Consider the following 19,642-nt stretch of genomic DNA (forward strand, 5'->3'; position numbering starts at 1 on the left):
GCTATTGATAGGTAAGCCCTTTGATCTCCACCGCTAACATCACCATGCAGTTTGGCGCCAAGCCCTTGTTCGAGAACGTCTCGGTCAAGTTCAACAATGGCAACCGCTACGGCCTGATCGGCGCCAACGGCTGTGGCAAGTCGACCTTCATGAAAATCCTCGGCGGCGACCTGGAGCCGTCGGCCGGCCAGGTGATGCTCGAGCCGAACGTGCGCCTGGGCAAGCTGCGCCAGGACCAGTTCGCCTACGAAGAATTCACCGTGATCGACACCGTGATCATGGGCCACGAGGAACTGTGGCGGGTCAAGGCCGAGCGCGATCGCATCTACTCGCTGCCGGAAATGACCGAAGACGACGGCATGGCCGTCGCCGAGCTGGAAACCGAATTCGCCGAGATGGACGGCTACACCGCCGAATCCCGCGCCGGTGAACTGCTGCTGGGCCTGGGTATCCCCCTCGAACAGCATTTCGGCCCCATGACCGAAGTCGCCCCAGGCTGGAAACTGCGTGTGCTGCTGGCCCAGGCACTGTTCTCCGACCCTGAAGTGCTGCTGCTCGACGAGCCGACCAACCACCTGGACATCAACACCATCCGCTGGCTGGAAAGCATCCTCACGGCGCGTAACAGCACCATGATCATCATTTCCCACGACCGTCACTTCCTCAACAGCGTGTGCACCCACATGGCTGACCTGGACTACGGCGAGCTGCGTCTGTTCCCGGGCAACTACGACGAGTACATGACCGCCGCCACCCAGTCGCGCGAGCAACTGCTGTCGGACAACGCCAAGAAGAAGGCCCAGATCGCCGAGCTGCAGACCTTCGTCAGCCGCTTCTCGGCCAACGCCTCCAAGGCCAAGCAGGCCACCTCGCGCGCCAAGCAGATCGACAAGATCCAGCTGGCCGAGGTCAAGCCATCGAGCCGCGTCAGCCCGTTCATCCGCTTCGAGCAGACCAAGAAGCTGCACCGCCAGGCCGTGACCATCGAGAAAATGTCCAAGGGCTTCGACGGCAAGACCCTGTTCAAGAACTTCAGCTTCACCGTCGAAGCCGGCGAGCGCGTGGCGATCATCGGCCCCAACGGTATCGGCAAGACCACCCTGCTGCGCACCCTGGTCGGCGAGCTGACCCCGGATGCCGGCGAGGTGAAATGGACCGAAAGCGCCGAAGTGGGCTACTACGCCCAGGACCACGCCCACGATTTCGAAGAGGACCTGAGCCTGTTCGACTGGATGGGCCAGTGGACGCAGGGCGAGCAGATCATCCGCGGCACTCTGGGTCGCATGCTGTTCTCCAACGACGAGATCCTCAAGTCGGTGAAGGTGATCTCCGGTGGCGAGCAAGGCCGCATGCTGTTCGGCAAGCTGATTCTGCAAAAGCCCAACGTACTGGTGATGGACGAACCGACCAACCACCTGGACATGGAATCGATCGAGGCGCTCAACCTGGCGCTGGAAAACTACCCGGGCACGCTGCTGTTCGTCAGCCACGACCGCGAGTTCGTGTCCTCGCTGGCCACCCGCATCATCGAGCTGAGCCCCAGCGGCGTGATCGACTTCAGCGGTACCTATGACGACTACCTGCGCAGCCAGGGTGTGTTGATCTAAACGTCGTACACAAGCTTCGTCGGCAAGGCCGGCTCCTGCAGGGTGCGTGGTTTTCGCGACCCGGGTAGGGGCCAGCCTTGCTGGCCACAGCTTGTTCGTTAGCCTGCTTTCTTTTCCTGCCCGCTCCCGCCATCATGGTCGCCTCCAACCGCTTGCCTGCGAACGAGCCCCATGTCTGCCCCGCCCCCTTCTGCTGCACTCAGTAACGAGTCGGTTACCCGACAGATACTGTCGATCGTCTTCTACACCTTCATCGCCTTCCTCTGCATCGGCCTGCCGATCGCGGTGCTGCCCAGCCATGTGCATGACACCCTGGGGTTCAGCGCGGTCATCGCCGGCATCACCATCGGCCTGCAATACCTGTCCACCCTGCTCAGCCGCCCCATGGCCGGACGCCTGGCCGACAGCCTGGGGACCAAGCGCGCGATCATCTACGGGCTGCTGGGCATCGCGCTGAGCGGCGTGCTGACCTGGGCATCGGCACTGGCCGTGCACCTGCCAGTGATGAGCCTGGCAGTGCTGCTGGCTGCACGGGTGGCCCTGGGCATCGCGCAGGGCCTGATTGGCGTGGGCACCCTGAGCTGGGGCATCGGCCAGGTGGGCGCCGAACACACCGCGCGGGTGATTTCCTGGAACGGTATCGCCTCCTATGGCGCCATCGCCATCGGAGCACCGCTGGGGGTGATCTTGGCCAGCGAACTGAACTTCGCCACCCTGGGCCTGAGCCTGACCGCGCTGGCAGCAGCGGCGCTACTGGTGATACGCAACAAGCCCTCGGTGCCGGTGGTGCGTGGCGTGCGCCTGCCGTTCTGGGCCGCCTTCGCACGGGTGGCACCGTGCGGCGTGGGCCTTACCCTGGCCTCCATCGGCTATGGCACGCTGACCACCTTCGTCACGCTCTTCTATATAGAACGCGGCTGGAGCGGCGCCGCCCTGTGCCTGAGCGCCTTCGGCGTGTGCTTCATCCTGTCGCGGCTGCTGTTCGTGAACGCGGTCAACCAGTGGGGCGGCTACCGCGTGGCAATTGCCTGCATGGGCGTCGAGGCCCTGGGGCTGGCATTGTTGTGGCTGGCGCCGTCACCGCTGCTGGCGTTGGTCGGCGCGGGGCTGAGCGGCTTCGGCCTGTCACTGGTGTACCCGGCACTGGGGGTCGAGGCGATCAAGCAGGTGCCCAGTTCCAGCCGCGGCGCCGGGCTGGGGGCCTACGCAGTGTTCTTCGACCTGGCCCTGGCGATTGCCGGCCCGGTGATGGGCGCCATCGCTGCGCACCTGGGCTACGCCTCGATCTTCTGTGTGGCGGCGCTGCTGTCACTGGCCGGCGTGGGCCTGACACTGGTGCTGTTGCGCCGCGCCACGGCTCAGTGATCGACCGCACTCAGGCCGACACGCTCGGCGCCCCCCAGGGTGCGGGTGAAGAAGCGCGTGGCTTCGGCCTGCAACGACAGGTGTATGCCGGCGCGGTCCACCCCTTCGGCATCGGTGCACAGCGTGGCCATGTGCTGCAGTTGGGATGCGTCGCACGGGGCCATGAACACGAAGTGCCCGGCACCCGCCAGCAGGCGGTAGTTGGGGGTGATCGGCAGTTTGCGCGCCAGTGCCTGGGCATTCTTGTCGATGGCCAGCAACTGGTCGCGGTCGCCGCTGTAGATCAGCGCGGGCACCTTCACATCGGCCAGCGCGTGGCGTCCGAACATCAGGCTCAACGGCGCCATCAGCAGCAATGAACGCACCCTGGGGTCGGCATGGGGCAGCAGGTCGTCACGGTCTGCCACCAGCACCCCGTGGGCCTTGCAGGCATCGGCGTCCAGCGGGTTCTGCTGGCAGTAGCGGCGCAGGCGTTGCAGGTCTGGTCGGGCACCGGACAGGATCAACGCTGTCTCGCCACCGGCCGAGTAACCGATCATGCCTACCTGCCCGTCGCTGACGTAAGGTGCAAGCAACGGATCGGCAAGGGTCGCGGTCAAGGCGGCACTGATCTGCAGGGGCCGGCCATAGAGGTTGCTCAGGGTGCCAAGCCGGCTGTGATCGCGGGCGTTGTCTCCCGGGTGCACCACCGCCACCACCACGAAGCCCCGGCGTGCCAGGGCGCTGGCCAGGTCATGCAGCGCCAGTGGCGTGCCGGTATTGCCATGGGACAACATCAGCAACGGGAAGCGGCCCATTACCACCGCGCCTTCTTCGGCCACGTGGACCCGATAGCCGTCGACCTGATGCCACCGGGCGATGTCGCTGGATGGGTAGAACGCCAGGGCCTGCATCGGCTGGCCGTCCACCGGGTCGGTCACAGCCATGCGATGCAGGCCGACACTCCAGTGCTGCGCGGGCTCGGCCTGCACCAGCAGGCAGCAGCCCCACAGCACCAGCATCAAAAATGTTCGAACCCACCGCATCGTTGCTCACCCTGCCCGGCCCGCACCTGTGACCGGTACTGGCAAGCATAGAGCGGGCCAGGCCGGGCTGGATGAAAGGTGCATGAAAAAGCCGACTTGCGGGGTGACCGCAAGTCGGCTTTTCGACAGGGGCTCAGGCAGCCGCGAACAGCTCGCTGTCGATCTGCGCCTGGGCGGCCTGCATGGCATTGCTGCGGTGCTCGTCGCCGTAGGCCAGGCCATGGGCGCGCACGAACTCGACGTCGGTGATGCCGATAAAGCCCAGGAACACCTTGAGGAATTCCTCGTGGGCCACACCGGTCGGCTGGCCGACGTGCAGGCCGCCGGAGGTCGACACCACGATCACCTTCTTGTTGCCGCACAGGCCTTCAGGCCCGGCTTCGGTGTAGCGGAAGGTCTGGCCGGCGACGGCAATGCGGTCGATCCAGGCCTTGAGCTGGGTCGGCACGGTGAAGTTGTACATGGGCGCCGCGATCACCACCGCATCGGCCGCCAGAAACTCCTGGAGGGTTTCACTGCTGAGCCTGGCTTCATGTTGCTGCGCCGCATCGCGCAGTTCGTCAGGCGTGCCGGCGGCAACCAGGGTCGCGGCCGAGAAATGGCTGATGGCATCGGCGGCCAGGTCCCGGTAGACCACCTGCGCCGAAGGTTCTGCCGCTTGCCAGGCGGCGACCACGCGCTGGCTGAGCTGGCGAGAAGCGGAGTTGTCGCCGAGGATGCTGGAATCGATGTGCAACAGTTTCATGGGGCTCTCCTGAATGAGGATCGGCTGGCGATCACGATGGGGAGGATGCTACCGGGATAGCCAATAGCTGATAAGATCGCAAATTCGCACTTCTTCGTCCCACTGGCAGGACAATGCCCATGACCGGCATGCAAGACCTCAACGATCTGTTCTATTTCGCCCGCGTGGTGGAGGCCGGCGGCTTCGCGGCGGCCGGGCGTCTGCTCGGTGTGCCCAAATCCAGGCTGTCGCGGCGCATTGCCGAACTGGAGGAGCGCCTGGGCACGCGTCTGCTGCAGCGCACCACCCGGCAACTCAAGCTCACCGCCGTGGGCGAGCGCTACCTGCGCCATTGCCAGGCCATGCTGCTGGAGGCCGAGATGGCCGACGAGGCGGTGGCCAGCATGACCAGCGAACCGCGCGGGCGCTTGCGGGTGTCGTGCCCGGTGGGCCTGGCCCATGAGTTCCTGCCCGGCGTGATCAGCGCATTTTTGCAGCAGTACCCGCAGGTACAGCTGGACATGGTGCTGCTCAACCGCCGGGTCGACCTGATCACCGAGGGCATCGACGTGGCCCTGCGTGTGCGCGACCTGGGCGACGAAGACCCGGCACTGGTCACCCGCCGCCTGCGCCAGGCGCAGATGCTGCTGGTGGCCGCACCTGAGTTTGCCGCCCGGCACCCTGTCAGCTCCCCTGCCGACCTGGCCAGGGTGCCGGTACTGGGCGCGGTCGAGGCCGACCGTCTGGTGCACCTGCGCCTGCTCGACGAGCAGGGCCACAAGCAGGACCTGACCCTGGAAGCGCGCCTGGCCATCGACGACTTCGTGGTGCGCAAGGCCGCCACCCTGGCGGGCCTGGGCTTCACCACGCTGCCGATCATGCACTGCGAGGCCGAACTGCAGCGCGGCGAACTGGTACGCCTGCTGCCGGGCTGGTCACTGCCGGGCGGTTACCTGCAGGCGGTGTACCCGCACCGGCGCGGCGTGCTGCCGGCGGTCAGGGCGTGGATCGATCACCTGGTAGCCTCGTTCGAGGAATGTGGAGAGCGTTATGTCTGAGCGAAAAATGACCGAGGCACAGGTGGCGGCATTCTGCCTGGGCCTGCCCGGTGTGCAGGAAGACTACAAATGGGGTGGCGTGCGCGTGTTCTCGGTGGCCGGCAACAAGATGTTCGCGGTGATGGACCTGGCGGGTGCAGGCTTGTCGTTCAAGGTCGACACCGAGCTGTTCCTGGGCTACGTGGACCGCCCCGGGGTGCGACCGGCGCCGTACCTGGCGCGGGCACACTGGATCAGTGTGGCGCAGCCTTATGCGATGGGGCGTGGGGAACTGGAAGAGTTGCTGCGCCGCTCGCATCAACTGGTGGTGCGGCGATTGCCCAAGCGCGTACAGGTCGGGTTGCTGCTCTGAGGCCGATGGCTTTCGCCGGCAAGGCCGGCCCCTGAAGGCGCCGACCTTGCCGGCGAAAGCGCTCTAGAACCCGAACAATCGCCCGGCAAGAAACAGGTAGTCGGCCCAGAACACCTGATGCCCCAGCACGATCACCCAGAACACCAGCTGATACGACAACTTGCGTGTCTTGTGCCGGAACACCTGCTGCGCCAGCAGCGCCCCTGGCCAGCCACCGGCCAGTTCGCAGGCATGCAGCACCTTCTCGGGGGTACGCTGCCCCTGGCCGCGCGCCTGACGCTTGTCGTAGCCATACAGCCCGAAACAGCCAAGGCTCGCCAGCCCATAGGCCGCCAGCCACAACCAGTTGCCTGTGCCCACACCCAGCTTCAGTGCGCCCAGCACCGGCAGCAGGCACAGGGCCACGAATGCCAGCAACTTGAGGCGCAGGTGGCGCATGGGCGGGCGCGTTTCGATGCGGGCCATCTCAGCCGTGCGCCACGGCCCAGTCGACCCAGCCGAACTGCCAGGTCGCCAGGATCACCAGGCCAAATGCGATACGGTACCAGGCAAACACCGCGTAGCTGTGGCTGGCGATGAACTTGAGCAAGCCGCGCACCGCAATCATCGCGAAGATGAACGACACCACGAAGCCGATGGCGAACACCGGGAAGTCATCCGGCTGGAACAGGTCGCGGTACTTGTAGCCCGAGAACACCGCCGCCCCGACCATGGTCGGCATCGCCAGAAAGAACGAGAACTCGGTGGCGGCCTTGCGCGACAGGCCGAACAACAGCCCGCCGATGATCGTCGAGCCCGACCGCGAAGTCCCCGGAATCATTGCCAGGCACTGCGCGCAGCCGATCTTCAGCGCATCGGTCCAGCGCATGTCATCGACCTCCTCGGCGCGCACCACGTGCTGGCGGCGCTCGGCCCACAGCATGATCACCCCGCCCACCACCAGGGCCACCGCCACCGTGATCGGGTTGAACAGGTACTCATGGATCAGGTCGGCGAACAGCACGCCCAGCACCACGGCGGGCATGAAGGCGATCAGCAGGTTGAGGGTAAAGCGCTGGGCCCGGGCCTGGCGGGGCAGGCCCACCGCCACGTCCAGGATCTTGCGGCGAAATTCCCACACCACCGCCAGGATCGCGCCCAGCTGGATGATGATGTTGAACGCCATCGCGCGTTCGCCGCCAAAGTCGATCAGGTCGGCGACCACGATCTGGTGACCGGTACTCGAAATGGGCAAAAATTCCGTCAGACCCTCGACGATGCCGAGAATCACAGCCTGCATGGCGGTCCAAAAATCCATCATTCCCCCGTAAGACATTGCCGCTGGCAGGTCTCATCATTCGTTATTTGATTGCCCGAAACCGGGCATATTACGGCGACACTCCGTCGCAAAACCGAAGGAAATGCTACCCCGGCCTTCAGAACTGCCCCGTGAAGGCCGAAATCCTAACAGAGCGCTCGTGCAAACGCTGCCGCTCGACGCGACAGCGCTCTACTAATCAATCACTTAGCCCTTGGTCGAGTAGGTTGTTTCGGTAAAGCGTGGTTGGATGCGGACAATAACAAGAACATAGGGTGACCTTCATGAAGACTTTACGCAGTATGTCGATCAGCCGTCGGCTGTGGCTCATCCTGGTGGTGGCGGTACTGATGCTGGTGACCCTGGGGCTGCTGATGCTACGTCAGATCCACGGTGACCTGTACCAGGCAAAGGCCGAAAAGACCCGGCACGTGGTCGAAACCGCAGCCGGCGTGCTGGCCTATTACCAGGGGCTGGAAGCCAGCGGTACCCTTACCCGCGAGGCCGCCCAGCAACAGGCGCTGAGTGCGGTGCGCGGGTTGCGTTATGACCAGGACGACTACTTCTGGATCAACGACCTGGGTCCGAAGATGATCATGCACCCCATGAACCTCAAGCTCGAAGGCCAGGACCTCTCCGGCATTCGCGACCCGGACGGCTATGCGCTGTTCAACGAAATGGTCGCGTTGGCCAAGGCCCAGGGCGCCGGCAGCATCGACTACCGCTGGCCCAAGCCCGGTGCCAGCGAGCCGGTGGAAAAAACCTCGTACATCCAGCTGTTCAAACCCTGGGGCTGGGTGATCGGCTCTGGCGTGTACATCGACGACATGCACGCCGAGTTCGTGCGCCAGCTTCGCGACGCATCGCTGCTGGGGGTGGTCATCGCGCTGATAATGGCACTGGTGGTCATGCTGATCGCCCGCAGTATCACCCGCCCCTTGCAGGAAGCCGTGGATGCCATGGGCAACATCGCCAGCGGCGAAAGCGACCTGACCCGTCGCCTCGACACCCATGGGCAGGATGAAGTCACCCAGCTGGGCCTGCACTTCAACACCTTCACCGCCAAGCTGCAGCAGGTGGTGACCCAGTTGCAGGGCGCCGCCCAGGCCCTGGGCCATTCGGCCGGGGATGTAGGCAGCAACGCCGGCCAGGCGCACCAGCGCAGCGAACAGCAGTCGCAGCAGATGGAACAGGTGGCCACCGCAATCAACGAGGTCAGTTATGCGGTGCAGGACGTGGCCAGGAACGCCGAGCACGCCTCCAGCGAGATGCAGGACGCCCAGCAGCGGGCCGAACAGGGCCGGCAAAGCATTCATGGCAGCCTGCTGAAAATCGACGAGCTGTCGGGCACCATCGACCAGGCGGTGCAGGTGATCCAGGCCCTGGCGGGCCAGAGCACGCGTATCGGCAGCGTGCTGGAGGTGATCCGTTCGATTGCCGAGCAGACCAACCTGCTGGCACTCAACGCCGCCATCGAGGCCGCGCGGGCGGGTGAACAGGGTCGCGGGTTCGCCGTGGTGGCCGACGAAGTGCGCCTGCTGGCACAACGCACCCAGCAGTCGACGGCCGAGATCCAGCAGATGATCGAGCACCTTCAGGGCCAGTCCGAGGCTGCGGTCAAGGCGATCGATGCCAGCAGCCTGGCCTCGCGCGAGACGGTCGAACAGGCCAGCGAGGCCGGTGCCAGCCTGGATGCCATCAGCCAGGCACTGCACAACCTCAGCGCGCTGAATGCCTCGATTGCCAGTGCCACGCTGCAGCAGTCGCATGTGGTCGAAGAGATCAACCACAACGTCACCCAGACGGCCGAGCTGTCGCGTCAGACGGCCGTGGCGGCGCACCAGTCGAGCAGTGCCGGGGCCGCATTGAACCAGTTGAGCGAACAGCTGGGGCAGTTGCTGAGGCAGTTCCGGGTCTGACCGCAGCCTGCACCTCGCCGGCGGCCGGCTTCTGCAAGGCTCGACATTGCCTCAGCAGGAGCCGGCCTTGGCGGCGAAGTGCTCACCCAAGGCTGGCACCTGACGTGCCACAAGGTACAATCGCCGCCCTGCCCCCCTTCAAGGAACGCCGATGTCCGGCCTGGAACTGTACGCTGCCGTGCTGGGCGTCATCGCTGTATGGCTCACGACCCGCCAGAACCCCTGGTGCTGGCCCATCGGCCTGCTGGTGGTGCTGCTCTACAGCTGGATCTTCTTCGACTTCAAGCTGTATTCGAACATGCTGCTGCAACTGGCGTTTGCCGTGTTCCAGCTCTATGGGTGGTGGCAGTGGACACGCCCCGGCGAGGATCGCCCGATCCGGCAGGTGACCTACCTGGGTACCGCGCCGCTGCTGTCGGGCCTGGGCGTGGGCCTGCTGGCCAGCCTGGCCCTCGGTGCGGCCATGGCCACCTGGACCGATGCTGCAGAGCCCTGGCTGGACGCCACCCTCACCGCCTTCAGCCTGGTGGCGCAGTTCTGGATGGCGCAAAAGCGCGTGCAATGCTGGCCGTTGTGGATCGTGCTGGACGTGATCTTCGTCGGCCTGTTCCTCTACAAAGGCATGTACATCACCGCCGCGCTGTATGCGCTGTTCACCCTGATCGCCCTGCAGGGCTGGCGTAGCTGGCGACGTGACCCGGCATTGGCCAGCCCATGAAGGTCCTGGTACTGGCGGGCCCGGAATCCAGTGGCAAGAGCTGGCTGGGCGGCGAAATCCAGGCGCATTTCGGTGGCGAACTGGTAGGCGAGTACGTGCGCCACTTCATCGACGAGCAGCGACGCGACACCTGCTACGCCGACATCGACCCCATCGCCCGCGGGCAGCTGGTGTGGGAGGATGCGGCCCGCGCGCGCCAGCCCGAGCTGCTGATACTCGATACGCACCTGCTGAGCAACATGCTGTGGAGCCGCGTACTGTTCAACGACTGCCCGGCGTGGCTGGAACAGGCGCTGCTGGCACGGCGCTACGACCTGCACCTGTTGCTCAGCCCCGCAGGCGTGCCCTGGGTCGGCGACGGCCAGCGCTGTCAGCCACGGCTGGAGGAGCGCCAGGCGTTCTTCGAGGCCAGCCGCCAATGGCTGCAACGGCATGGCCAACCCATGCAGGTCATCGAGGGCGACTGGGCATACCGCCAATCGACGGTACTGGCGGCCGTACAGGCGCTGCTGGAAGGCAAGCCCCCGGCCTGCGCCACCGAGTGTTAACCCGGCGTTACACACCCGGCCACCTCAACCGCCGATCCAGAGCACTTGCGCCCAACACGCGGTGACGTGTTAAGCCGGTGATACACCCACCCTCGGGGCACGCCGGGCATCTGCGCTGCTGCGGCGCCTGCAAAAAGGACCAGCGGTTGTATCACCGGTGATACAGGTTTTCCGACCGGCCCCTGCCCCGTGCGCTATGCCCTTGATTCGCTGGCACAAAGCAAAAGCGGCACAGCTTCTGCTCTCCTTCTCGCAACGCTGATAGGGCCAGCGCACCGAAGAAGGAATCGCTGCCGTGGGGAATCACACCAACAAGCTGCTGAGTCTTTTCGTCATGGGCTGTGCGCTGGGCGCCAGCACCCTGAGCCTGCCGATACTGGCCGCCGGCGACGGCACCATCATCATCCAGCGCCAGGTTCAGCCCCGTTCGGCCGTTCGCCCGACCGGCACCCCCGACCCCCGCCCCATGACCGTCAATGCCAATCAGTCGCCACGCATCCTGAGCCAGACCAACGAGCTCAGCGATGGCGACTTTGCCGGTGTGGCCAGCGGTGCCAGTGTAAACCGGGTGTTGATGCCCGACGCGTCCGGCAACATCCGCGGCATGGGGGCCGTGCCCACCAGCCTGCCGGGCCTGCGTGGCGGCTCCGGCCCTGGCGCAGGGGGCGCCAACAGCATCTCCAATTCGGTCAACCAGAACGTGCAGCGTGGCCTTGCGCCGCTGCAGATCCTGACCGGGGGCCGTTGAGATGAACCACTCACTGCTGTTTCTGGCGCTGGCCTGCAGCGCGTCGGCCCTGGCCGGCCAACCGGTCAATGACAACGCCACCATCAACGCCAGCGGCCAGGGCTACAAGGGCAACGTGACCATCAACCAGGCGGCTGGCGACCAGCAGCAACAGAACAACAGCCGCGCCATCGCCATCAACCCCGATGCCACCGCCACCACCCAGGTGCGCCAGCGCATCGACACCCCTGCCAGCAGCGCGATCAATGCCCGCGCCAGCATCGGTGGCAACGCCTTCACCAACGGTAACGGGATGATTGGGATCAACCAGTCGGCCGGTGCCAACACACAACAAGTCAATGCCGTGCGGGTAAGCATCAGTGCCACCGCGCAGAGCATCGACGACAGCGTCCTCGACCAGCAGAACGTGGCGCTGTCAAACGGCTCAGGCTCGACAGGTCAAACCCCCGGCAGTCGCCAGGTCGCTACCAGCGATCAGGCCTTCACCGGCAGCCGTGGGGTGATCCAGTTGAACCAGAGCGCCGGGGTCGGGAACCGAATGGCCAACACCCTGAGCGTACGGGTTGCAGATTGACCCGAGCAGTTCACAACGCAGCACAACACAACACTTAACAACTAAAAACAATGCGGAGAAACACCATGAAACCCACAATGGCACTCAAGCCTCTGGTATTCGCACTCGCAGCGGTCATGGCAGTTGCTGCACAAGCGGGCGGAAACAACGGTGGTCACAACGGCGGACACAATGGCGGCAATAACGGCGGCAACAACAATTCCAGCGCGCTGCTCGCCCTGCTGGTAAACGCCGGCGCTGGCGCCACCGTGATCGATACCCAGGGCAATGGTGGTAACGGTGTGCTCAACGAGAACACCCGCAACAACGGCACCATGGACAACTCGGCAAACGGCTCTCAAGGCAACCTGGGCGCCAACGTGGCCGCCGGTGACGGCAACCAGCAAGACAACGTTGCCGCCATCGCCACCGCCGACGAACGCTTCATCTTCGGCAGTGCGGTTGCTGTTTCCAGCGCCACCCAGACCAACACCAGCAACATCGTCAACAACTTCTCTACCCAGAACAACGCCAATCTCACCAATTCGGCGAACAACAGCTCCGGCAACATCGGTGTCAACGTGACCGCCGGCGACTTCAACCAACAGAAAAACAACCTGGCAATCGCCGTGTCCGGCGGCCGTGTGGCCGTGGCCAGCGCAGCCGCCAACCAGTCCACCTCCGGCCTGAGCGTCAACAACAAGGCCGACCGTACCTACACCAAGGAAACCCTCGGTGGCGCCTTTGCCGCCTATGGCCAGTACGAAGGCGAAGGCCACGGCTACGTGGAACGCAAAGACGACAAACCCGGGCACAACGGTGGCTGGGATGATCGTGGCGGCAACAAACCACAGAAAGACAAGCTTACCTTCACCGAAGAAGGCAGCTTCGTACTCGGTGGCGTCTACACCTACCAGGTGCTCAAACCTACCGGCTGGGCCAACCCTGTGGTCAACAACGCCAACATGAGCAACTCGCTCAATGGCGTGTCGGGCAACGTGGGCGCCAACGTGTCGGCCGGCTCGGGCAACCAGCAGAGCAACTCGCTGTCCATCGCAGCAGGCTGCCGCGCCTGCCTGTAAGCTGAAAAAGGACGGGGCCCCCAGGGGCCCCTTTCCTGCCATCTACACGGTGCGAAGACCATGCGCATTGCCCTGCTTGCCGCATTGCTGTTTCTGGCCAGCCTGGCCGAGGCCGCACAGATGCCCATCGCTGCCCTGCCGGGCGGCAATGTCATTTACAAGCCCATCCAGAGCATTCGCGAACGACGCTTCGCCGACCTTGTACAACAGAAAACCGATTTCAGTTGCGGCGCCGCCGCCCTGGCCACCGTCCTCAAGCAAGCCTACTGGCTGGACGTCGACGAAGAACACATCATCGACGGCATGCTCGCCCACGCCGACCAGCAAGTGGTCAAGACCCAGGGCTTCTCCATGCTGGACATGAAGAAATACGTGGAAAGCATCGGCATGCGTGCCCGGGGCTATCGGATCCCGCCCGAGAGCCTGCAAAGCGTCACCATTCCAGTGGTGGTGCTGATGGACATTCGCGGCTACAAGCACTTCGTGGTGCTGCAACGCACCGAAAAGGACTGGGTGTACATCGGTGACCCGGTTCTGGGCCACAAACGCTACAAGTTCGATGATTTCGTCAAAGGCTGGAACGGCATCATCTTTGCCGTCATCGGCCCTGGCTATGACAAGGCCAACGCATTGCTCGACCCGCCACAACCCTTGACTGCAAAAAACAAGATCAACGGGTTCAGCCCGGTAGACGATGCGCAGTTGATGGATTTTGGTTTCATACAAAGTGATTTCTTCTAATCAGAAGGGGCATGAAGCTCCGGGGAGCACCCGATGAAGACTTCAACCTGGCTGGTTGCCGCCTGCCTGGCCGCCAGCTTGCCTGCCCATGCGCAGTTCAAGCCCATCGAGATCAAGGACCAGGAACTGTCCGAGCTGCGCGGACGCTATGTGATGCCAGGGCGCATCATCAGCTTTGGCGTGGTGATGAGCAGCACCTGGCAGAACGCCCGCGGCGACAGCATCGGCGCCACCGCCAGCATGCAAGTGCAGCAGTCCTCGTTCAAGCCGCAGTTCTATGTCTCGCTCGACACGCGCGATGGCAACGGCGCCCCGGTAACCCAGGGCAGCGGTACCGTCACCGGCGGGGCCGGCCTTGGCACGACCCAGGGCGTTACCCAGTCGGTACGCGCGGCGGGCGACTACAACACGGCCTACAACAATGTCTCGATCAACGTGAAGGAAGCCAACAGTGCCCCGGCGGCGGGCCAGCCACAGGGTCAGTTGCTGGGTAGCGGGCAGACCATCACCGGCAGCAATGGCGCCGGCACGCTGAGCGTTTCCGCCACCGGCAAGGGCATCCAGCTGGGTATCCAGGCCAACAACAACCAGGGCAATACGGTGCAGCGCCTGGCCCAGGGCGGGCTGCTGCAGGCCACCACGCTCCTGGGCGGCAACAACGCCGTCAACAACATCACCCAGCTCAATGTGGTACTGCGCAACAACCTGCCTACTGCCGGGGCCTTGAACTGCAACCTGGATCAACTCAAGGGCCTTCGTATTTCCGGATATTGATCTACGCTCTGTCTCAATTCACCGCAGTTGGAAGGGACGGCTAACCCATGCATCGATCGTTTTCGTTGAAGGCAGTGGTCTGTGTGAGCACTCTGGCGTCTTCAGCGCTGCTGCAAGCGGCGCCAGATCCGCAAGTTGAGGCCCTGAAACAGGAGTTGCAGGCACTCAAGCAACGTTATGAATCCCAGCAGCAGGCACTGATGGTGCTCGAGCAGCGGGTCCGTCAGGTTGAAGATCAACCCGCGGCACCTCCTCAGCGCCTGACCCGCTCGCCAGCGGCCCCCACCCGGTCAGGCCAGGTGGCTACCGCATCCGGGGCGGCCCCCGGCACCGGCAGTTCCTACGGCGAAGCGCTCAAGGGCGACTCGGAACCTGCGCAGAGCGTGTCCAACCTGTACGACGAGGCCAGCGGCTTCTTCGGTGGCGGCAAGTTCAGCGTCGAGACCGGCATCACCTACGCCCGCTACGACACCCGCCAACTGATCCTCAACGGCTTCCTCGCGCTGGACTCGATTTTCCTGGGCAACATCAACCTGGACCGCATCAAGGCCGACAACTGGACCCTGGACCTGACTGCCCGCTACAACCTCGACCAGCGTTGGCAGTTCGATATCAACGCCCCCATCGTCTACCGCGAGTCCACCTACCAGTCCGGGGGCGCCGGCAACAACGCCCAGGGCGTGACCGAACAGACCGTCACCCGCGACCCGACCCTGGGGGATGTCAACTTCGGCGTGGCCTACAAGTTCCTCGACGAATCGGAAAACAGCCCCGATGCGGTGCTCACCCTGCGGGTCAAGGCACCCACCGGCAAGGACCCGTTCGGCATCAAGCTGATCCAGGACCCGAACAACGACAGCCTCGCCTACCCCGAAGACCTGCCCACCGGCAACGGCGTATGGTCCATCAGCCCGGGCATCTCGCTGGTCAAGACGTTCGACCCGGCAGTACTGTTCGGCAGCCTGTCCTATACCCATACCCTGGAAGAGTCGTTCAGTGACGTCAGCTCCACGTCCGGGGTCAAGGTGCCGGGCAAGGTCAAGCTGGGCGACAGCTTCCAGATCGGCGCCGGTATCGCCTTTGCGCTGAACGAGAAGATGAGCATGTCGTTCTCGGTGTCCGACCTGATCGCGCGCAAATCCAAGATCAAGTCGGCCGAAACCGGCGACAGCTGGACCTCGGTGCCCAGCAGTGATGCCAACGCCGCCTATTTCAACGTGGGCATGACCCTGGCCGCCACCGACAACCTGACCATAGTGCCCAACCTGTCGATCGGCCTGACCGACGATGCGCCGGACTTCACCTTCAGCCTCAAATTCCCTTACTACTTCTGATCTTCGCCGACGCCATTCGCCAGCAAGGCTGGCTCCTACCTTCGGGTAGGAGCCAGTCTTGCTGGCGAATGGACGTAGCGTGGGATCTTCAGCGAATCTGATGCTTGTGCAGCAACCGGTAGAACGTAGGCCGCGACACCCCAAGCACCTTGGCCGCAATGCTGAGGTTGTCACTGTGACGATTGAGCACGTCACACAGCGCCTGGCGCTCGGCGCGGTGCTTGTAGTCTTCCAGGGTACCCATCGGCGTCATCTCGACCTGCGCCCCCTGCAACCCGAGGTCCTGGGCCTCGATCTGCCGCCCTTCGGCCAGCACCAGGCCGCGACGCACGCGGTTGGCCAGTTCGCGCACATTGCCCGGCCAATCATGCTTGCCCATCGCCATCAGCGCGTCTTCGCTGAAGGTGCGCGGGCGCCGGCCGGTTTCCTGGCTGTAGAAACGCGAAAAGTGGCTGGCCAGCATCGACAGGTCGCCATGCCGGTCACGCAGCGGTGCCGTCACCACCTGCAGCACGTTGAGCCGGTAATACAGGTCTTCGCGAAAACGCCCGCTGGTGATCGCGCTCTCCAGGTCGACATGGGTCGCAGCCAGCACGCGCACGTCCACCGCAATCGGCTGGCTGCCGCCCACCCGTTCGATATGCTTTTCCTGCAGAAAGCGCAGCAGGTTGGCCTGCAGTTCCAGCGGCAGGTCGCCGATCTCGTCGAGAAACAGCGTGCCGCCGTTGGCAGCCTCGATGCGCCCGACCTTGCGCTGGTGCGCGCCGGTGAAGGCGCCCTTTTCGTGGCCGAACAGCTCGGACTGGATCAGGTGTTCGGGAATCGCCCCGCAGTTGATCGCCACGAACGGTTTGTCGTGGCGCTGTGACTGCCGGTGCAGGGTGCGCGCCACCAGCTCCTTGCCGGTACCGCTCTCGCCTCGAATCAGCACCGGTGACTCGGTGGGCGCCAGCTTGCTCAGCAACTTGCGCAATTCGCGGATCGGGCGGCTGTCACCCAGCAGTTCGTGCTCGGGCTCATCCACATGCAGGTTGCCCTTGCCGCGCAGGCGTGCCATGCCGAATGCGCGACCCAGGGTCACCTGCACGCGGGAGACATCGAACGGCAACGTATGGAAGTCAAAAAACCACTCGCACACAAAATCACCCACGTTCTGCGCGCGCAGCTCCTCGGCGCTGAGCACCGCGATCCACTCGGTACCGCTGCGGCTGATCAGGTCCTTGACCGCATCGGGGTGCTGCAGGTGGCTGGCGTGCAGGCGCAGCAACCCCACATCGCAAGGGTGCTCCAGGGCAGTGGCAAGGGTGCAGGTGCGCACGTCCCAACCTACGCTGCGCAGGCCTGGCAACAAGCGGTGGCAATCGTCACAAGGGTCAACGATCAGCAAGCGGCGGTTCGGTACCGGTTCCAGCATGACCTTTCCTTGGCGCCAATTATTGGAAATGTTAGTAGAAACAGCATGTTGTATGGCCCGTCTGTAACAGTAGCAACCAACGTCAGAATGCCCACTACCGTCCGTCTGCAAATACGGCCTTGCTTTCGGCTCGGTAGAATTTTCCTGTTAATTCAACGTCCCAGATGTTGCCAATGAATGCAGATTGTCAGCACCGATTAAAAAAACATTACTTGCAGTGTGACCTGACCCACTACTGCGTGCATCAGTACAAGTAACCTGCCGCAGGGAACACACCTTGCCGCAACTTTTTCAATGTTTGGGACCACAGAGAGACCGAACCCATGAACGCCCCGCTCCGTGTCAACGAAGCACTGCTGATTGCCGACCACGCCTTCGAACCTTTCCAGTGCGTCGCCTGGGATGTGCCTAACGGCACTGGCGAACTCAGCCTGGCGGTAATCGACCGGACCAGCACCCGTATCGGCAGCAAGCAAGTTCCAAGCAGCACCTATTCCGACCCGCAGCAATTGGCACACCTGATCGAGGAAGTGCGCGCCGAGTTGAGCCAGAAAGGTTATGACTTGCAGCCGTGGAGCATGCCGAAGTAACTTTCCGGCCTGCCCCGTTCATGCAAAAGTGCACCCACCGGGTGCACTTTTTTTGTTTGTGAAGTGTGCGCCGGCGGCTGCGGCAGTTGGCCGCAGTTTACGGCCCAAGTACTTGTTTCAACGCAAGTTGAACTGTTCCAGGTGTTGGTATTGCGCACCCAGTTCCAGCGCCATTTGCCTGGCGCGGCCCAGGCGAACCGGTGCGCTTTCCATGTCCACCAGCAGGCTGCTGCACGGCAGTGCCTCCAGCGCCGGCCAGGCCTTGAGCCGGCCATCGGTGAGGATCAGGCAGTGCTGCACCTCATTGGGGTAGCGCCGCTGGCGTTGGGTCAGCCATTGCCGGGCCTGCTGCAGTGCCTCGAGCAGTGGCGTGCCTCCGCCGGCGCCAAGCTCCGCCAGCCAGGGCTGCAGCGCAGCAGAGGCCTTCAGGCCGTGGCGCTGCCAGCGCGGTTCGCGGCCGCTGGCCGTGAGCAGGGCGAGCCTGGCGCGGGCCCGGTACGCCTGGTCGAACAGCTCGGCCAGCAAACCCTTGGCCTTGCTCAGTGCCTGGTAACGCCGGGTAGACGCCGACGCATCCACAATCACCAGCCAGAGCTGCGCCGGCGCTGCGGTGCGCTGCGCCCAGCACAGCTCGTCGCGCTGGCGCGGGCGGCCCTTGAGCAGGGTGGCAGGCCAGGCCACGCTGCCCTGCCCGGCTGCCCGGGCACGCCCGCGCGGGCCCCGGTCGAGCTTGCCTGCACGGGGCCTGGCATCCGCCGCTGGGTGCGAGCGCGGGCGGATGCTCAAGGCTTTTTTGGCCAGCGCGGTACCTCGCGCCGAGCGCCCACAGCCACCGGCTGGCCTGGCAGCTCACCCCACTGGCCACTGCCCTGGGGCTCGCTCGACGGGCTCGATTGCCCCTGGGGCTGAGCGTCGGGGCGAGGCGGTTGCTCGGCGGGCCGGTCATGGCGCCGATGGCGCAAGGCAAACTCTGCCACCGCCTCGATATCCTCGGCCTCGATGCCCGGTGCACTGCGCCAGGCCGCATGGGCACGGGCGGCACGCAACCAGACCAGGTCGGCGCGCAGGCCGTCGACCCCGGCCTCGAAGCAGCGCTGGGTGATCTGCGCCAGGGCCTGGTCATCCAGGGCAATCTGTTCCAGGCGCTCGCGTGCCTGCTGGCAGCGCTGGCGCAGCTCGGCCTGGGCATCGGCCCACTGCGCGCAGAACGCCTGCGGGTCGCTGTCGAAGTCCAGCCGGCGGCGGATGATCTGGCCGCGCGCCTCGGGCAGCGGCTGGCCCTGCAGGGCCACATTCAGGCCGAACCGGTCGAGCAACTGCGGACGCAGCTCGCCCTCCTCCGGGTTCATGGTGCCGATCAGCACGAATCGCGCACTGTGCCGATGGGAAATGCCATCGCGCTCTACCCGGTTGGTGCCGCTGGCAGCCACATCCAGCAGCAGGTCGACCAGGTGATCGGGCAGCAGGTTGACCTCGTCGACGTACAGCACGCCGCCATCAGCCTTGGCCAGCACACCCGGCGAGAACTGCGCGCGGCCCTGCCCAAGCGCAGCATCCAGGTCCAGGGTGCCGACCAGGCGCTCCTCGGTGGCGCCCAGCGGCAAGGTCACGAAGGGCCCCTCGCCCAGCAGGTCGGCCAGGCCCCGGGCCAGGGTGCTCTTGGCCATGCCGCGCGGGCCTTCGATCAGCACGCCGCCGATCCTGGGGTCGATGGCCGTCAGGCACAGCGCCAGCTTCAGGTCGTGGGCGCCGACCACGGCGGCCAGCGGAAAATGTACGGGTTCGCTCATGTC

At 64.5% G+C, this 19,642-nt stretch carries 21 protein-coding genes; 14 read left to right on the top strand and 7 right to left on the bottom strand.

Translation table 11 applies throughout. The features are described 5' to 3' along the window. Positions 1 to 20: 20 nt before the first annotated feature. Positions 21 to 1,607 (top strand): ABC-F family ATPase, encoded by a 1,587-nt coding sequence (locus N0B28_RS13565; protein ID WP_043861471.1) that lies wholly within the window; start codon positions 21 to 23, stop codon positions 1,605 to 1,607. A gap of 171 nt (positions 1,608 to 1,778) precedes the next feature. Next, positions 1,779 to 2,972, top strand: coding sequence for an MFS transporter (locus tag N0B28_RS13570; protein WP_275726720.1), 1,194 nt, complete (start codon positions 1,779 to 1,781; stop codon positions 2,970 to 2,972). On the opposite strand, the gene N0B28_RS13575 is transcribed toward N0B28_RS13570, so the two are convergent. Together N0B28_RS13575 and N0B28_RS13580 are read right to left on the bottom strand one after the other, a co-directional pair. Continuing rightward, entirely contained in the window at positions 2,966 to 3,973 is a 1,008-nt protein-coding gene (locus N0B28_RS13575) for a dienelactone hydrolase (RefSeq protein ID WP_240619861.1), read from the bottom strand. The genes N0B28_RS13570 and N0B28_RS13575 overlap by 7 nt on opposite strands. Positions 3,974 to 4,130: 157 nt before the next feature. After that, positions 4,131 to 4,742, bottom strand: coding sequence for an FMN-dependent NADH-azoreductase (locus N0B28_RS13580; protein ID WP_054914558.1), 612 nt, complete (start codon positions 4,740 to 4,742; stop codon positions 4,131 to 4,133). A gap of 128 nt (positions 4,743 to 4,870) precedes the next feature. Between N0B28_RS13580 and N0B28_RS13585 the strand changes: the two genes are divergently transcribed. Beyond that, positions 4,871 to 5,779: a LysR substrate-binding domain-containing protein gene (locus tag N0B28_RS13585; protein ID WP_043861502.1), complete on the top strand. Its 909-nt coding sequence runs from the start codon at positions 4,871 to 4,873 to the stop codon at positions 5,777 to 5,779. Further along, complete coding sequence (locus N0B28_RS13590; protein WP_043861467.1) at positions 5,772 to 6,131, top strand: MmcQ/YjbR family DNA-binding protein; 360 nt, start codon at positions 5,772 to 5,774, stop codon at positions 6,129 to 6,131. Before N0B28_RS13585 ends, N0B28_RS13590 begins: the two co-directional genes overlap by 8 nt. Positions 6,132 to 6,194: 63 nt before the next feature. Here N0B28_RS13590 and N0B28_RS13595 read toward each other — a convergent pair whose 3' ends face one another. Together N0B28_RS13595 and N0B28_RS13600 are read right to left on the bottom strand one after the other, a co-directional pair. Beyond that, positions 6,195 to 6,596, bottom strand: coding sequence for a DUF1294 domain-containing protein (locus N0B28_RS13595; RefSeq protein ID WP_054914559.1), 402 nt, complete (start codon positions 6,594 to 6,596; stop codon positions 6,195 to 6,197). Position 6,597: 1 nt separating this feature from the next. Beyond that, positions 6,598 to 7,428, bottom strand: a complete 831-nt coding sequence (locus tag N0B28_RS13600) for an undecaprenyl-diphosphate phosphatase (RefSeq protein ID WP_116055376.1) — start codon at positions 7,426 to 7,428, stop codon at positions 6,598 to 6,600. A gap of 284 nt (positions 7,429 to 7,712) precedes the next feature. On the opposite strand from N0B28_RS13600, the gene N0B28_RS13605 reads away from it, so the two are divergent. From N0B28_RS13605 to N0B28_RS13645, 9 genes are all read left to right on the top strand, one after another. Next, positions 7,713 to 9,347, top strand: coding sequence for a methyl-accepting chemotaxis protein (locus tag N0B28_RS13605; RefSeq protein ID WP_043861500.1), 1,635 nt, complete (start codon positions 7,713 to 7,715; stop codon positions 9,345 to 9,347). A 151-nt stretch (positions 9,348 to 9,498) separates the two neighbouring features. Continuing rightward, entirely contained in the window at positions 9,499 to 10,065 is a 567-nt protein-coding gene (gene pnuC, locus N0B28_RS13610; protein ID WP_100632791.1) for a nicotinamide riboside transporter PnuC, read from the top strand. Further along, the gene (locus N0B28_RS13615; RefSeq protein WP_054914561.1) at positions 10,062 to 10,613 is read left to right on the top strand and encodes an AAA family ATPase; all 552 of its coding nucleotides are present in this window, start codon (positions 10,062 to 10,064) and stop codon (positions 10,611 to 10,613) included. The genes pnuC and N0B28_RS13615 overlap by 4 nt, the downstream gene beginning before the upstream one ends. A gap of 334 nt (positions 10,614 to 10,947) precedes the next feature. Then, positions 10,948 to 11,361 (top strand): hypothetical protein, encoded by a 414-nt coding sequence (locus N0B28_RS13620; RefSeq protein WP_054914659.1) that lies wholly within the window; start codon positions 10,948 to 10,950, stop codon positions 11,359 to 11,361. A 1-nt stretch (position 11,362) separates the two neighbouring features. Then, on the top strand, positions 11,363 to 11,935 hold the full coding sequence (locus N0B28_RS13625) for a hypothetical protein (protein WP_043861463.1): 573 nt from the start codon (positions 11,363 to 11,365) through the stop codon (positions 11,933 to 11,935). 65 nt (positions 11,936 to 12,000) lie between these two features. Continuing rightward, positions 12,001 to 12,996, top strand: a complete 996-nt coding sequence (locus tag N0B28_RS13630; protein ID WP_043861462.1) for a hypothetical protein — start codon at positions 12,001 to 12,003, stop codon at positions 12,994 to 12,996. A gap of 60 nt (positions 12,997 to 13,056) precedes the next feature. Continuing rightward, positions 13,057 to 13,737, top strand: coding sequence for a C39 family peptidase (locus N0B28_RS13635; protein WP_043861461.1), 681 nt, complete (start codon positions 13,057 to 13,059; stop codon positions 13,735 to 13,737). Between the two features lie 33 nt (positions 13,738 to 13,770). Continuing rightward, positions 13,771 to 14,511: a hypothetical protein gene (locus N0B28_RS13640; protein ID WP_275726730.1), complete on the top strand. Its 741-nt coding sequence runs from the start codon at positions 13,771 to 13,773 to the stop codon at positions 14,509 to 14,511. 47 nt (positions 14,512 to 14,558) lie between these two features. Continuing rightward, positions 14,559 to 15,845 carry a hypothetical protein gene (locus N0B28_RS13645; protein ID WP_043861459.1) on the top strand — a complete coding sequence of 429 codons (1,287 nt, stop codon included), beginning with the start codon at positions 14,559 to 14,561 and terminating at the stop codon, positions 15,843 to 15,845. A gap of 88 nt (positions 15,846 to 15,933) precedes the next feature. Here N0B28_RS13645 and N0B28_RS13650 read toward each other — a convergent pair whose 3' ends face one another. Further along, positions 15,934 to 17,259 (bottom strand): sigma-54 dependent transcriptional regulator, encoded by a 1,326-nt coding sequence (locus tag N0B28_RS13650; RefSeq protein WP_043861458.1) that lies wholly within the window; start codon positions 17,257 to 17,259, stop codon positions 15,934 to 15,936. A gap of 323 nt (positions 17,260 to 17,582) precedes the next feature. Between N0B28_RS13650 and N0B28_RS13655 the strand changes: the two genes are divergently transcribed. Beyond that, complete coding sequence (locus N0B28_RS13655) at positions 17,583 to 17,849, top strand: hypothetical protein (protein ID WP_054914565.1); 267 nt, start codon at positions 17,583 to 17,585, stop codon at positions 17,847 to 17,849. Between the two features lie 117 nt (positions 17,850 to 17,966). Here N0B28_RS13655 and N0B28_RS13660 read toward each other — a convergent pair whose 3' ends face one another. Then, on the bottom strand, positions 17,967 to 18,530 hold the full coding sequence (locus N0B28_RS13660) for a VWA domain-containing protein (protein ID WP_058540516.1): 564 nt from the start codon (positions 18,528 to 18,530) through the stop codon (positions 17,967 to 17,969). Between the two features lie 101 nt (positions 18,531 to 18,631). Then, positions 18,632 to 19,639 (bottom strand): ATP-binding protein, encoded by a 1,008-nt coding sequence (locus tag N0B28_RS13665; RefSeq protein ID WP_043861456.1) that lies wholly within the window; start codon positions 19,637 to 19,639, stop codon positions 18,632 to 18,634. Between the last annotated feature and the right edge of the window lie 3 nt (positions 19,640 to 19,642).

It is taken from the genome of Pseudomonas sp. SD17-1 (genome assembly GCF_029201585.1).
Classification (GTDB): domain Bacteria; phylum Pseudomonadota; class Gammaproteobacteria; order Pseudomonadales; family Pseudomonadaceae; genus Aquipseudomonas; species Aquipseudomonas palmensis.